The organism is Thermobifida fusca NBRC 14071 = JCM 3263, from assembly GCF_001592045.1.
Taxonomy (GTDB): domain Bacteria; phylum Actinomycetota; class Actinomycetes; order Streptosporangiales; family Streptosporangiaceae; genus Thermobifida; species Thermobifida fusca.
Window position 1 is genome coordinate 1 of the sequence record NZ_BCWB01000067.1, and the last position, 13,502, is coordinate 13,502.

At 68.1% G+C, this 13,502-nt stretch carries 13 protein-coding genes; 7 read left to right on the plus strand and 6 right to left on the minus strand.

The window, feature by feature from the left end:
* The 3 genes from TF1_RS15075 to TF1_RS15085 form a co-directional block, all read left to right on the plus strand.
* Positions 1–996, plus strand: a 996-nt coding sequence (locus tag TF1_RS15075) for an aminotransferase class III-fold pyridoxal phosphate-dependent enzyme (RefSeq protein ID WP_061784008.1), incomplete at its 5' end; no start/stop codon positions are given.
* Between the two features lie 136 nt (positions 997–1,132).
* Positions 1,133–1,939 carry a carbon-nitrogen hydrolase family protein gene (locus TF1_RS15080; RefSeq protein WP_011291136.1) on the plus strand — a complete coding sequence of 269 codons (807 nt, stop codon included), beginning with the start codon at positions 1,133–1,135 and terminating at the stop codon, positions 1,937–1,939.
* Positions 1,940–2,166: 227 nt separating this feature from the next.
* Positions 2,167–2,409 (plus strand): hypothetical protein, encoded by a 243-nt coding sequence (locus TF1_RS15085; RefSeq protein WP_011291135.1) that lies wholly within the window; start codon positions 2,167–2,169, stop codon positions 2,407–2,409.
* A gap of 268 nt (positions 2,410–2,677) precedes the next feature.
* Here TF1_RS15085 and TF1_RS15090 read toward each other — a convergent pair whose 3' ends face one another.
* Together TF1_RS15090 and TF1_RS15095 are read right to left on the minus strand one after the other, a co-directional pair.
* On the minus strand, positions 2,678–4,180 hold the full coding sequence (locus tag TF1_RS15090) for a CoA-acylating methylmalonate-semialdehyde dehydrogenase (protein WP_011291134.1): 1,503 nt from the start codon (positions 4,178–4,180) through the stop codon (positions 2,678–2,680).
* Between the two features lie 86 nt (positions 4,181–4,266).
* The gene (locus TF1_RS15095; RefSeq protein ID WP_011291133.1) at positions 4,267–5,556 is read right to left on the minus strand and encodes an aspartate aminotransferase family protein; all 1,290 of its coding nucleotides are present in this window, start codon (positions 5,554–5,556) and stop codon (positions 4,267–4,269) included.
* Between the two features lie 113 nt (positions 5,557–5,669).
* Between TF1_RS15095 and TF1_RS15100 the strand changes: the two genes are divergently transcribed.
* Both TF1_RS15100 and TF1_RS15105 read left to right on the plus strand, forming a co-directional pair.
* Positions 5,670–7,280, plus strand: a complete 1,611-nt coding sequence (locus tag TF1_RS15100) for a PucR family transcriptional regulator (protein WP_016188289.1) — start codon at positions 5,670–5,672, stop codon at positions 7,278–7,280.
* Positions 7,281–7,394: 114 nt separating this feature from the next.
* Entirely contained in the window at positions 7,395–7,889 is a 495-nt protein-coding gene (locus tag TF1_RS15105; protein WP_011291131.1) for an Lrp/AsnC family transcriptional regulator, read from the plus strand.
* A gap of 462 nt (positions 7,890–8,351) precedes the next feature.
* Here TF1_RS15105 and rlmN read toward each other — a convergent pair whose 3' ends face one another.
* Positions 8,352–9,449 carry a 23S rRNA (adenine(2503)-C(2))-methyltransferase RlmN gene (gene rlmN / locus TF1_RS15110; RefSeq protein ID WP_011291130.1) on the minus strand — a complete coding sequence of 366 codons (1,098 nt, stop codon included), beginning with the start codon at positions 9,447–9,449 and terminating at the stop codon, positions 8,352–8,354.
* A gap of 193 nt (positions 9,450–9,642) precedes the next feature.
* Here rlmN and TF1_RS15115 point away from each other — a divergent pair, with 193 nt between their 5' ends.
* Both TF1_RS15115 and TF1_RS15120 read left to right on the plus strand, forming a co-directional pair.
* Positions 9,643–10,716: a suppressor of fused domain protein gene (locus TF1_RS15115; protein ID WP_011291129.1), complete on the plus strand. Its 1,074-nt coding sequence runs from the start codon at positions 9,643–9,645 to the stop codon at positions 10,714–10,716.
* A 54-nt stretch (positions 10,717–10,770) separates the two neighbouring features.
* Positions 10,771–11,127: a hypothetical protein gene (locus TF1_RS15120; RefSeq protein ID WP_011291128.1), complete on the plus strand. Its 357-nt coding sequence runs from the start codon at positions 10,771–10,773 to the stop codon at positions 11,125–11,127.
* 70 nt (positions 11,128–11,197) lie between these two features.
* Here TF1_RS15120 and TF1_RS15125 read toward each other — a convergent pair whose 3' ends face one another.
* From TF1_RS15125 to pyrH, 3 genes are all read right to left on the minus strand, one after another.
* Positions 11,198–12,124, minus strand: a complete 927-nt coding sequence (locus TF1_RS15125) for a phosphatidate cytidylyltransferase (RefSeq protein ID WP_011291127.1) — start codon at positions 12,122–12,124, stop codon at positions 11,198–11,200.
* Between the two features lie 33 nt (positions 12,125–12,157).
* Complete coding sequence (gene frr / locus TF1_RS15130) at positions 12,158–12,715, minus strand: ribosome recycling factor (protein ID WP_011291126.1); 558 nt, start codon at positions 12,713–12,715, stop codon at positions 12,158–12,160.
* 55 nt (positions 12,716–12,770) lie between these two features.
* The coding region (pyrH, locus tag TF1_RS15135) for a UMP kinase (protein WP_255266199.1) at positions 12,771–13,502 on the minus strand (732 nt) is incomplete at its 5' end.

Genomic DNA, 13,502 nt, shown 5'->3' on the forward strand with positions numbered 1-13,502 from the left:
GGCGACCACGAGAAACGCTCCATCCTCGTGAACTCGGGTGCTGAGGCGGTGGAGAACGCGGTCAAGATCGCGCGGCACGCCACCGGACGCCAGGCAGTGGTCGTGTTTGACCACGCCTACCACGGCCGCACCAACCTGACGATGGCGCTCACCGCCCGGAACATGCCGTACAAGCAGGGCTTCGGCCCGTTCGCCGGCGAGGTGTACCGGATGCCGATGGCCTACCCCTTCCGCTGGCCGACCGGGCCGGACAACTGCGGTCCGGAAGCCGCCGCCCAGGCCATCGACCTGATCACCACCCAGATCGGCCCGGAGAACGTGGCCGCAGTGCTCATCGAGCCGATCCAAGGCGAGGGTGGTTTCATCGTGCCCGGTGAAGGGTTCCTGCCCGCGCTCGTCGAGTTCTGCCGCAAGCACGGCATCGTGTTCATCGCCGACGAGATCCAGACCGGGTTTGCGCGCACCGGCCGCCTGTTCGCTTGCGAGCACGAAGGGATCGTGCCGGACCTCATCACCACGGCCAAGGGCATCGCCGGCGGTCTGCCGCTGGCCGCAGTGACCGGCCGCGCCGAGCTCATGGACGCCGTGCACGGCGGAGGCTTGGGCGGCACCTACGGCGGCAACCCGGTGGCCTGCGCGGCCGCGCTCGCCGCCTTGGAGACGATCGAACAGGACAACCTGGTGGAGCGCGCCCGCGCTATCGGGGACGTGCTGCTGTCCCGGCTGCGCGCGCTGGCGGAACGCTACGACATCATCGGCGACGTGCGGGGACGCGGCGCCATGGTCGCCATGGAACTGGTGGCGGGTGCGGGCGACAAGACCCCCAACCCTGAAGCGCTCGCCTCCGTCGTCAAGTACTGCCACGCCAAAGGCCTGATCCTGCTGACCGCGGGCACCTACGGCAACGTGATCCGGCTGCTGCCGCCGCTCGTCATCAGCGACGCGCTGCTGGACGAAGGCCTGACCATCATCGAAGAAGCGTTCGCGCAACTGTAGCGGAGCTTTCCAAGCCGGGCCGGGTACGGGCAGACGCTGGGGGGATCGTCTCGTCCCGTCCCGGCCCTTTACTGTGGTGTGCGTCCGCAGCCGGAGCGCTGCGCAGCCCAGAAGCACACACCAGTGGGGAGCAGGCATGGTCGGGGTGGCCGTCGCACAGTTCGCACCGGGAATGGACAAGCAGGCGAACCTGCGCCGGGCTGTCGAACTGGTCCGCGCCGCCGTCGACCAGGGGGCGCGTCTCGTCGTGCTCCCCGAGTATGCGATGTTCACCGCCCCCGCCACCGACCACCGGTTCGTGGCCGCTGCGGAACCCTTGGACGGCCGCTACGTGTCCGGGCTGCGGGACCTGGCGCGCGACTGCGGCGTGTACCTCGTGGCCGGGGTCAACGAGGCGGTAGACGATCCGGAACGGTTCGCCAACACGACCGTGGCTGTAGGCCCGGACGGGGCGCTCCTCGTCTGCTACCGCAAACTGCACTTGTACGACGCTTTCGGCTTCACCGAGTCCGCGGTGGTCCGGCCCGGGGAGATCACCGATCCTGCGGTGTTCACCGTCGACGGGCTCACCTTCGGCGTGCAGACCTGTTACGACCTGCGGTTCCCCGAAGTCACCCGCAGGCTGGCCGACGCGGGCGCCCACGCTGTCGTGCTCGGCGCGGAATGGGTGCCGGGCCCGGAGAAGAAAGAGCACTGGAAGCTGCTGGTGCGCGCCCGGGCCGTGGAGAACACCCTCTACGTTGCTGCCGCCGGGCAGACCGCGCCGATGGGGTCCGGGCACAGCATGGTGGCCGACCCCATGGGAGTGGTGGTGGCGTCCCTCGCCGACGACGAGGGGGTCGCGGTCGCCGCAGTGGACCCGGCCCGGGTCGCGGAAGTCCGCGCACTCAACCCGGTGCTGGAGCTTCGGCGTTTCACCGTGGCGCCGAAATACCCCGTGTGATCCCGCCTCCCGGTGCGCTCCCCTTTTTCACACCAAAAATTGCGGTATGCAATTCCGGTTTTGACTACTCAGAGTTAACGACACTAAGCTCCAGGTCACAGTTTTGATTCTGCTTTATTCAGCGAACACATCCGGTCTGATTGAATCCAATCACCGGCATCTACCTGTCTGTCTGTATCAATCCGCGACTGTCCTGTGCCACGGGGGGAGTAGGGACGTTGAGCGGTATGAGCACTATGTGCGAACGCGGGGCGCCCGCGGACCATGACGACGACTACGTCGTCGCACCGGAAGGACTCAGCGACGCCCAGGTCATGGGGGAGGCCTGCGTCGTCTGCCATGCCCGCTGGCCGAGGCCACGCCGCCAACTGGGCGTACTCCCCGACGGGACCCGTCTCTACGGCTGCTCCGAGTGCGCGCAACTGGCCATGGGCGCCCCCGCGGATTTCGACTTGCTGGTCACCCACTGAGCGGGGTGGGTAGGTGTAGGGAGTACTCCGGACTGGGGGGAGAGACGGTCCGGAGTACCCCTTCACCGTGCGCCCGATTCCGGAGGGGGGAGGGGAATTGGACGCATATCCTCACGGTTTCCACCGTCGACGGGGGGTGTGAACCGGCCAGCATCCCCGAGGTGGCGAACCGGCAACCACGATACTCCGCACAGTGGGCAACTGATCATCAGTAGGGCAATCCGCTGTCAATTCGTGCGCGAGACAACCGTTTCGTTGGAATCGGCCCTTACTTCGTGGTGGGGAAACCGAGGTTGACTCCGCCGTGGCTGGGGTCCTGCCAGCGCACGGTGACCGCTTTCGTGCGGGTGTAGAAATGCACACCTTCGGTTCCGTGTGCGTGCGAGTCGCCGAACAGGGAATTCTTCCACCCGCCGAACGAGTAGTAGGCCATCGGCACCGGAATCGGCACGTTGATACCGACCATGCCCACTTCCACCTCGTTCTGGAAGCGGCGTGCCGCCCCGCCGTCGTTCGTGAAAATCGCGGTCCCGTTGCCGTAGGGGTTGGCGTTGATGAGGTCGATCGCCTCCTCGTAGGTGTCGACGCGCAGGATCGACAGCACCGGGCCGAAAATCTCGTCGCGGTAGCAGGCCATGTCGGGGGTGACGTGGTCGAGCACCGACGGACCCAGCCAGAAACCGTCGCGTTCCCCGCCGATCACCGGGTGGATCCGGCCGTCCACGACCAGGGTCGCGCCTTCGCGCACCCCGGACTCCAGGTAGGAGGCGACCCGATCGCGGTGCTCCCGGGTGACCAAGGGCCCCATTTCGCTGCGTTCGTCATCGCCGGGGCCGACACGCAGTTGCGCCACCCGCTGCTTGATCCGCGCCACCAGGTCGTCGGCGATGCCGCCCACCGCCACCACCGCGGAAATCGCCATGCACCGCTCCCCCGCCGAGCCGAAGCCCGCGGAGACGGCGGCGTCCGCAGCCAAGTCCAGGTCCGCATCGGGCAGCACCACCATGTGGTTCTTGGCGCCGCCCAGCGCCTGCACGCGTTTGCCGTGGGCGGCCGCGGTCGCGTAGACGTAGCGGGCGATCGGAGTGGAGCCGACAAAACTGACCGCTTTGACGTCCTCGTGGGTGAGCAGCGCGTCCACCGCTTCCTTGCCGCCGTGCACCACGTTGAACACGCCGTCAGGCAGTCCGGCTTCGGCCCACAGCTCGGCGAGACGCATCGGGGCGGACGGGTCCTTCTCGCTCGGTTTGAGCACGAACGTGTTCCCGCAGGCGATCGCGATGGGGAACATCCACATCGGCACCATCGCGGGAAAGTTGAACGGGGTGATCCCGGTGACCACGCCCAGCGGCTGCAGGATGGAGTAGGCGTCCACGCGGGTGGAGACGTTCTCCGAATAGCCGCCTTTGAGCAGGTGCGGGATCCCGCAGGCGAACTCGACGACCTCCAGTCCGCGGGAGACTTCGCCGAGCGCATCGGAGACCACTTTGCCGTGCTCGGCGCTGATGATGCGGGCCAGTTCGTCGCGGTGGGCGCGGACCAGTTCCCGGAACGCGAACAGGATCTCGGTGCGCCGGGACAGGGAAGTGTCCCGCCAGGCGGGGAATGCCCGCTTCGCGGCGGCAACTGCGGCGTCGACTTCAGCCGGTCCGGCGAAGTCGACGGTTCCCGACACGCGCCCGGTGGCCGGGTTGTAGATGTCGCCGCGGCGCTCGGCCGGGCCCTGCCAGGGCTTGCCATCGATCCAGTGGGAAACGTGCGTGACAGACAACGGACAACCTCTTCGGGTGACGAGAGTGTGCGGGCAAGTGGGGGCGCACCCCCGGGTGCGGCGTGAGGGTGCGCCCGTTCAACTGGTTACGCGACGGCGTCGTTGACCGCGGTGACCGCGTCGACGAGGATGGCCGCCCCTTCTTCTGCTTCCTCCTCGGTGAGGGTGAGCGGCGGCGCCATGCGCAGGGTCTGGCCGTGCAGGCCGCCCTTGCCGATGAGGAGGCCGCGCTTGCGGGTCTCCTCCAGTACAGCGACTGCGAGTTCCGCGGAGGGCGCGCCCGTGGCCGGGTCGGCCATGTCGATCGCGAACATGAGGCCCCGGCCGCGTACCGCGCTGACCGTGGGCAGCTGCTCCAACGGTTGAAGCCGTTCCAGCACCAGCGGGCCCAGGCGTGCCGCGTTGGCTTGCAGGTCGTGGTCGAGGACGTAGTCGAGGGTGGCGTTGGCCGCGGCAGTGGAGATCGGATTGCCGCCGAACGTGGAGACCCCGTTGGCCGGGAGGGCGTCCATCAGGTCTCCGCGGGCCACCACCCCGCCGATCGCGAACCCGTTCCCCAGGCCTTTCGCGAACGTCATCATGTCGGGGGTGACGCCGTGGTTGCCGATCCCCCAGAAGCTGGTGCCGGTACGGCCCCAGCCGGTCTGCACTTCGTCGGAGATGAACAGGATGCCCTGCTCGTCCAGGACTTCCTTGTAGGCGGCGAACAGGCCGTCCGGGGGCATCACGAACCCGCCGACGCCTTGGATGGGTTCCGCGATCAGGCAGGCCACGTTCGGTGCGGTGGTGCTGAGCACGTCGCGCAGGTCGGCCACGCACACGTCGATGTACTCGCGGTCCGACAGGTGCGCGAACGCCGGGTGGGAGCGGTCGGTGCCGTGCAGGTAGTGCACGGTGAGCGGGGAGAGCGACGAGTTCTTCCACCCGCGGTTGCCGGTGACCGCGATCGTGCCGTAGGAGCGGCCGTGGTAGCTGTTGCGCAGCGCGAGCACTTCGTCGCTGCGGCGCGCATAGGTGGCCAGCAGCAGCGCGGTCTCGTTGGCTTCGGTGCCGGAGTTGGTGAAGAACACCTTGGCATCGGGGATCCCGGAGAGGCGGGCGATCTTCTCGGCCAGCTCCACCTGGCCGCGCAGCAGGTAGAGGGTCGAGGTGTGGACGACTCCGCGGGCGAGCTGGGCTTCGACGGCCTCCCGGACTTCGGCCACGTCGTAGCCGATCATGTTGGTGACGATTCCAGCGAAAAAGTCCAGGTAGGTGTTGCCGTCAGCGTCGACGACCCGGTTTCCTTTGCCGCTGACGATCTCGATAGGCGTCTCGTAGTACAGGGGCATCCACGCGGGCATGACCGCGCGGTGGCGGGCGAGCAGATCCGACATGGTTTTAGTCTCACCGCTCGCCGCCCCCTTGACTAGCGACAGAGTGGTCGCCTTTCGCTGCTTTGCTTGACATGGTGTCAATCGTGCCTGGTAGTGCGGCGTACACTCAGGCCGTGGTGCTCTCCCTCGCTGATGTCCTCGACTTGCCCGTGGTGCGGCGGGCCCGGCCCCGGGTCGTGGTGGGCGCGGACCGTCTCGACACGCCCGTGCGCTGGGCGCACGTCGCCGAAGTCACCGACCTGGCGCATCTGCTGCGCGGCGGTGAACTCGTGCTGACCACGGGGATCGCGCTTCCCGACGCCGCAGCAGCGCTGCGCCGGTACGTCACCGACCTGGCCGAGGCCGGGGTCAGCGGGATCGCCGTCGAGCTGGGCCGCAAATACCGGCGGAGGCTGCCGGATGCGCTCGTGGACGCGGCCCGGGAGGCGGGGGTTCCCGTGATCTGTCTGGAACGGGAGACCCGGTTCGTGGAGATCACCGAGGCCGTGCACAGCCGGGTGCTCACCGAGCAGTTAGAGGAGTTGCGCGCCTCCGAGCGGATGCACACCGTGTTCACGGAGCTGTCGCTGGAAGGGGCGCCCCGGGACCGGGTCCTGCGGGAGGTGGCGCGGCTGTCCGGTTGTCCCGTGGTGGTGGAGAACCTCGCCCACCAGGTGCTGGCCTACGACCTCAACGGCGAAGACCCGGGAGTGGTGCTCGCGTCCTGGGAGAACCGGTCCAGGTCGGTGGCTTCCACGCGGCGGACCTTCCACGACCCGGTGACCGGCTGGCTGGTCACCACGGTGGGGGCGCGCGGCCAGGACTGGGGGCGGCTCATCCTCGTCTGCGGGGCCTCCCCCACCCCGTCGCAGACCACACTGGTGGAGCGGGCGGCGACCACGCTCGCGCTGGGCCGTCTGCTGGAACGGCAGCAGGAGAGCCTGGAACGCCAAACGCATCGCACGATCATCGCGGGGATCATCGACCGCTCCTACTCGGACCCGGAAGAAGCACTGGTCCGGGCCCGGGCTGTGGGCGTGCCGCTGGCCGGCCGCACCCTGGTGGTCGTGGTGCTGCGGCTCCGCGACGCGGGTACCGGGCTCGCCACGCAGGCCCGGCTCGCCGAAGCAGCTGAGAACGTGGCCCGGGTGTGCCGGGAGCTGCGGCTGTCCGCCCTGGTGGGGTCGCTTGACGACCTGCGCGTAGGCGTCCTGCTGGCGCTGCCCGCCACCCAGCGGGTGGAGCGCTGCCTGGACCGGCTCGCCCCGCTCATCCACGAGCACGCCGGCAGCAGAGTGGTGGTCGCCGTGGGGTCACCGGTTGACGACATCCGGCGGGTGCGGTCCTCGTTCCTGGAAGCCCGGCAGGTGGCGGACGTTGCCGTGCACCAGGCCGCGGACCGCCCCTACCACCGGCTGTTCGACCTGCGGCTGCGCGGCCTGCTGCACCTGCTGCGGGACGACGAGCGGCTGCAGACCTATGTGGAGCGGGAGCTGGGCCCGCTGCTCGCCTACGACGCCCAGCACGGCGAAGACCTCACGTCGATCCTGCGGCACTATTTGGACGCGGGGCGGAACAAGGCGCTGGCCGCGTCCCGTGCCCACCTGTCCCGTCCCGCTTTCTACGGCCGCCTGCACCGCATTGCCCGTATCCTCGGCGCGGATCTGGACTCGGTCGAGACCTGTCTGTCTCTCCACGTCGCGCTTTTAGCGCTGGAGTCCGTACGCGACCGAATCTCTCGGTAAGGTTTCCACGGCTTTCCCATCCCGACGGAACCTTTTGATTCCGTTGCAGGGTCTATCCTTAACAACCAATTCGTGAAATTTCACGAGAAAAACTCACTGATAGCGGAGGGACAGGTGACTGGGGGTTCGGAGTCCACGCCCACGCAGCGCCGCAACAGTGGCGGAGTGGTCCTCGACGACACCGCCAAGCGGATCATCGAACAGCTCCAACAGGACGGGCGACGCTCCTATGCCGCGATCGGCAAAGCCGTCGGCCTGTCGGAAGCCGCGGTACGCCAACGCGTCCAACGCCTCCTCGAAAACGGTGTCGTCCAAGTCGTGGGCGTCACCGACCCCATGATGCTGGGCTTCAAACGCCAAGCGATGATTGGGATCCGCTGCAACGGCGACCTCAACGAAGCGGCCGACGCGATCGCGGACATCGACGGCGTCGAATACGTCGTCATCACCGCGGGCTCCCTGGACATCCTGGCGGAAGTCGTCGCCGCCGACGACGAGCAGCTCCTCAACATCCTCACCCGGATCCGCTCGGTGCCCACGGTCATCTCCACCGAGATCTTCCTCTACCTGAAGCTCCGCAAGCAGACCTACGCGTGGGGCACCCGCTAGCAGACCCGGTCAGGCCCGCCGCGCACCGCAGAGCCGTCACCGCGGTCGCAGCCCCCACCAGCACCGCGACACGGGTGTACAGGTCACCATGGTTACCGCGACGCAGACGGCCAAGGGCATCCGGACCGTCCCCGCCCGCACCGGGCCCGCCAGGAACAGGGGAACACTGGTCGACGCCCTCACCGCAACCAGTCCGGCTCGCCACGCCGGATGCCCCTCGGCCCTGTCGTGCTCCCGGGCTCCGCGCCCGCCAGTGTCCTGGCCCCTCGGAGGCGCGCCGCACCTGGGAAACCGCGAACGTCCCCGCCGGAGAGTAGGCGGTCTTCCCCCGGGCCTGCCCCGCACCGCGACAACCCCAGCGGCCCGCCTCGCCGAGGAGGCCTCGGAGGTGCGGCACGGCAGCACCGCGGACACCAGTGCGACGCCGGCGGGACCGCTTCCCTACCGGGGCTGTTCACGCCGCTACGCCCCTGACGCGGCGAGCTGGCCGCAGGCCCCGTCGATCTCCCGCCCCCGGGTGTCCCGGACCGTCACAGAAACCCCGTGCGACCGCAGCCGGCGCACGAACTCCCGTTCCACCTCGGGCCGCGACGCCGTCCACTTGGACCCCGGCGTGGGGTTCAACGGGATCAGGTTCACGTGCGCCAGCCGGCCCGCCACCAGCCGGCCCAGCAGGTCCGCCCGCCACGCCTGGTCGTTGATGTCCCGGATCAGGGCGTACTCGATCGACACTCGACGCCCTGTCGTGTCCGCGTACCGCCAGGCAGCGTCCAGCACCTCGGCAACCTTCCACCGGTGGTTGACCGGCACCAGCTCGTCGCGCAGCTCGTCGTCGGGCGCGTGCAACGACACGGCGAGCCGCACCTGCATCCGCTCCGCGGTGAGCTTCTCAATCGCCGGAACCAGGCCCACCGTGGACACGGTGATCCCGCGCTGGGAAATCCCCAGCCCGTCCGGCACCGGGTCGGTGATCCGTCGGATCGCCGCCAGCACCCGCTTGTAGTTGGCCAGCGGCTCCCCCATGCCCATGAACACGATGTTGGAGATCCGCCCCGGGCCGCCCGCGACCGTGCCGCGCGCCAGGTCTCGGGCACTGGACACCACCTGGTCGACGATCTCCGCGGTCGACAGGTTACGGGTCAGCCCCGCCTGGCCGGTAGCGCAGAACGGGCAGTTCATACCGCACCCGGCTTGGGAGGACACGCACAAGGTGACCCGGTCCGGGTAGCGCATCAGCACCGACTCCACCAGCACCCCGTCGAACGCCCGCCACAGCGTCTTGCGGGTCATCCCGTTGTCGCACGTGACGTGCTTGACCGGGGTGAGCAGTTGCGGCAGAAGCGCTTCGCCCAGCCGTTCCCGGGACGCGGCCGGCAGGTCCGTCATCCGGGCCGTGTCCGCCTCCAGACGACCGAAATAGTGCTGGGCCAACTGCCGGGCCCGGAACGGTTTCTCCCCCAGTTCCGCAACCGCGTCCCGCCGCTCCTGAGGGTCCAAGTCAGCGAGGTGGCGGGGTGGCGGCGTCCGGCGCGGCGCTACAAACGTGAGCTCAGCAGGCATGGATTCAGGTCCAAGTCGAGAAAGGGTGTCTGTCGTCGGCGACAACGGTGAAGGTTGGGCAGTGCGCGGTAATTTGGAGCCGACTACAACGCTTTCCCGGGAAAGGTGGCGTGTTCCCCCAACCGGCACTGTCGTCCATACTATGCGGCGCGGGGAGGCCCGCGCGCGGTGAACAAGAGACGAGGAGGAGTGTGTGGCCCCGACCCAGGTTCTCCTCGACGAGACCAGTCCCTACCGCAGTCGCCGGGTCATCGTCGAGTACGACACCCGCACCACCGCTGCCTATCTCCTAGACCCGCGCGGCCAAGTACGGGTCCCCGTGTGGCTGGCCAACCACGAAATCGCCCCGGAAACCAGTGACGCCTCGGGACTCTACGAAGGCCGAGCCCCGCTGATGCCCGCCGCCCACACCAAGCACCCCCAGGGCCGCGCCCCGTTCGACCCCGCCACCCTGCGGGCCGTGTGGTTCGAAGAAGGCGACGGCGTAGCCCTGCTCGACGAGGAAGGGCTGCTCGCCGTCATCCCCGGCTGGGCCGAAGCCGACCGCGGCCTGCCTGGCTACTCGCGTGACGCGATCGGCCGCAGCGCCTACGCGTGGGCGCTCGACGACGTCGCCGCCCAACTGTGGCCCCGCGTCGTCCACGCCGAAGCATACTGGTCGTGGCGGTGCGCCCCCGGGGCCTGGCGCAGCGTGCAGCGTTCCGTGTTCAACCACCTCCGCACGCTCGGCCCCGCCGGACACTACTGGGACGTCTCCGACGGCTACGACCCGCTCATCCGCGTCTCCGAACGGCCCCCCACCCCGACCAGGCCGTACACGATCCTCAGCACCGTCGGCATGTGCGGCCAGCGCATGCCCACCCTCGACCGCTACATGGCGGACACGTCCGCTTATGCGCGGATCGAACTCGCCCTCGCCACCACGGCCCCCGCCCACTTGGCGGCGCGGATCTTCCGCTGGCTGGGCACGTTCCCCTGGCGGGCCGTCACCTGGTTCGGCCCCGGCCACAGCGTCAAATGGCTGGACAACGGCGAAGACTCCCCGCTCCGCGGCAACCACACCGCGGTCCTGCTCGTCTCCGACCCCGGTGTCCTCGCCGGACCGCCCCCGCCCGACCTGTCCGGACTGACCTTCCACGGCGATCCGGTGAACTGGCTCTGGGTCATCCCCATCACCCGCCCCGAGCACCTGTTCGCTAAAGAACACGACGCGGAAACCCTCATCGCCAAACTCGCCGCGGAGGGACGTAGCTGGATCCTCGGCTGACCTCGCGGTCTAGCCTGGTCTCTGCCTGACCTACGTGGACGGAAGGAAGATCGGGTGTTTCCCTTGCTCGAACGCGGCACACACGCCTACCTCAGCACTCTGCTCCGGCTCGCCCAACAGGAGGGGCTGCTGACCTTCCACGAGGATCAAGGACGCGACGTCTACCGGATCACCACTCGGGCGGGACGCACCCTCACCCTCACCCCCGACCAGGTCGTCCCGTTCTGCGAAGGGCTCTGCGCGGCCCACGCAGCACTCGCCGACGAACCTTTGGGCACGGTGGCCCGCGCTATCGACGAAGGCCTCGGCACCGTGTCCTGCAGCGCATGCCGGGCCCCCAACCCCAAGCACGCCCTGCGCTGCCGGATCTGCGGGCAGCGCCTCCTCGACGAACTTCCCCCGGAAACGTGACAAGCGGGCTTGCGCCCGCCTCCATGCGCGGGGCCGCGACAAGAGACGCCGCGGCCCCAAAACTCTACGGTCAGCCCGTGACCGGAACGAGCAGACTCAGCACAATCCAGGCCACCGGCCCCGCGATCAGCAGCGAATCGACCCGGTCCAGCACACCGCCGTGACCTGGCATGAAAGACCCCATGTCTTTGAGGCCGAAGTCGCGTTTGATCAGCGACTCGATCAGATCGCCCACGGTTGCGGCAAGCACCACCGCAACCCCGAGCACCGCCCCGACCCACAACGGGCCGTCCAGCATGAGAGAGACCGTGAGCACTCCGGCGACCATGCAGCTCAGCACGGACCCGGCAAACCCCTCCCATGTCTTGTTGGGGCTGATCACCGGTGCCATCTTGTGGCGGCCGAACAGGATGCCCGCGAAATAGCCGCCGATGTCGCTGCTGATCGTCACCACGATGAACGCGATGATCCGCAGATGGCCTTCCGGCTGGGCGAGCAGCAGCAGCCACGTGCCCAGCAGCAGCGGGAGGTACACCAGTGTGAACAGGGTTGCCGTGGAATCCTGGACATACCCTTCAGCCCCGCCGCGCAGCCGCCACACCAGGCTGAGGATCGCTGCCACTGCCAGCGTTCCCACCAGCCACAGCGGCCCGCCGAAGAACGCCGCCACCTGCATGGCCACGCCCCCGGCGAGGAGGGGGACCACGGCCAGGTGCACGCCCCGCGAAGCGAACGCCCGCCGCAGCTCCCGCACCCCCAGCACCACCGCGAGCGAGGTGACGATCACGAACAGGGGCGGGTACGGCACGATCGTGACGTAAGCGAGCGCGCCCAACGCCAACCCGCTCGCGATCGCTACGGGCAGGTTGCGTCCGGTGCGCACGGGCTTGCCACCGGGCTTGTGCAGGGTGAAACGCTTCGGGGAGTCAGCAGCGTGGTCCGTTCCCGTCCCGGCCTCCTGGGACGGAAGCGCCTGGGAGTCGCCCCGCGCCGGCATCGCACCCTCGAAGGAATCAGAATCGGACAAGGATCAGACCTCGAGCAGCTCTGATTCCTTGTGCTTCAACAGTTCGTCGATCTCGCCGACGTACTTCTGGGTGAGCGCGTCCAGCTCCTTCTGGGCGCGGTGCCCCTCGTCCTCGCCGATCTCGCCGGCCTTGACCGCCTTGTCGATGGCGTCCTTGGCCTGCCTGCGCACGTTCCGGACCGACGTCCTGCCGTCCTCAGCCTTGTTCCGCGCGACCTTGACGTACTCTTTGCGGCGCTCCTCCGACAGCTCCGGGAAGACCACCCGGATGATGTTGCCGTCGTTGCTGGGGTTCACCCCCAGGTCGCTTTCCCGGATCGCCTTCTCGATCGCAGGCATCGCCGCTTTGTCGTACGGGGAGATGATCACCATGCGCGGCTCGGGCACCTGGAACGACGCCAACTGGTTGACCGGGGTCATCGCCCCGTAGTACTCCACGGTGATCCGGCTGAACGTGGCTGGGCTGGGACGCCCGGTACGGATCGAGGCGAAGTCTTCCTTGGTGACGAGGACGGCCTTCTCCATTTTCTCCTCTGCTTCGAGGAGTGTTTCTTCGATCATTTCGGGACTCCCGTGTGTCGCTTTGCCGGAGTAATACGAGGACTGGGCAGACCTGTCAGACATCCGGGGGACACACGATCGTGCCGATCTTCTCCCCCTGCACCGCGCGGAGGATATTGCCCTTGCCCATGAGGTCAAAGACCACGATCGGCAGACCGTTGTCCATGCAGAGACTCACCGCTGTGGCATCCATGACCTTCAATCCGCGGGTGAGCACTTCGTTGTAGTCAAGACGGTCGAATCGGACCGCCGCAGGGTTCTTGCGCGGATCAGAGTCGTAGACGCCGTCGACCTGGGTGCCCTTGAGCACGGCCTGCGCGCCAATCTCCAACGCCCGCTGTGCGGCGGCGGTGTCAGTGGAGAAGAAGGGCGCTCCAAGTCCCGCCCCGAAAATAACGACGCGGCCCTTCTCCAAGTGTCGGATCGCGCGACGCGGGATGTAAGCCTCGGCGACCTGGCTCATGTGGATCGCGGTCTGGACCCGAGTCTCAATCCCCAGCCGCTCCAAGAAGTCCTGGAGCGCGAGACAGTTGATCACGGTGCCCAGCATGCCCATGTAGTCGGCACGGCTGCGTTCCATACCGCCCTGGGACAGTTCGGCACCTCGGAACATGTTGCCGCCGCCGATGACGACAGCTACCTGAATGCCCTTGGCGACAGCTTCAGCGATCGCTTGGGCGATATAGCCGACAACCTTGGGAGAGATGCCCAGTTGTTCTTCGCCTGCGAACGCCTCCCCCGACAGCTTGAGCACCACGCGCTTCCATCCACCGTCGCGCCTGGCCAC

Excerpts from the sequence above, each read along its gene's own strand:
- TF1_RS15085 (WP_011291135.1), top strand. The coding sequence starts at position 2,167 with ATGAGCACTATGTGCGAACGCGGGGCGCCCGCGGACCATGACGACGAC.
- rlmN (WP_011291130.1), bottom strand. The coding sequence starts at position 9,449 with ATGCCTGCTGAGCTCACGTTTGTAGCGCCGCGCCGGACGCCGCCACCC.
- TF1_RS15080 (WP_011291136.1), top strand. The coding sequence starts at position 1,133 with ATGGTCGGGGTGGCCGTCGCACAGTTCGCACCGGGAATGGACAAGCAG.
- frr (WP_011291126.1), bottom strand. The coding sequence starts at position 12,715 with ATGATCGAAGAAACACTCCTCGAAGCAGAGGAGAAAATGGAGAAGGCC.
- TF1_RS15095 (WP_011291133.1), bottom strand. The coding sequence starts at position 5,556 with ATGTCGGATCTGCTCGCCCGCCACCGCGCGGTCATGCCCGCGTGGATG.
- TF1_RS15125 (WP_011291127.1), bottom strand. The coding sequence starts at position 12,124 with ATGCCGGCGCGGGGCGACTCCCAGGCGCTTCCGTCCCAGGAGGCCGGG.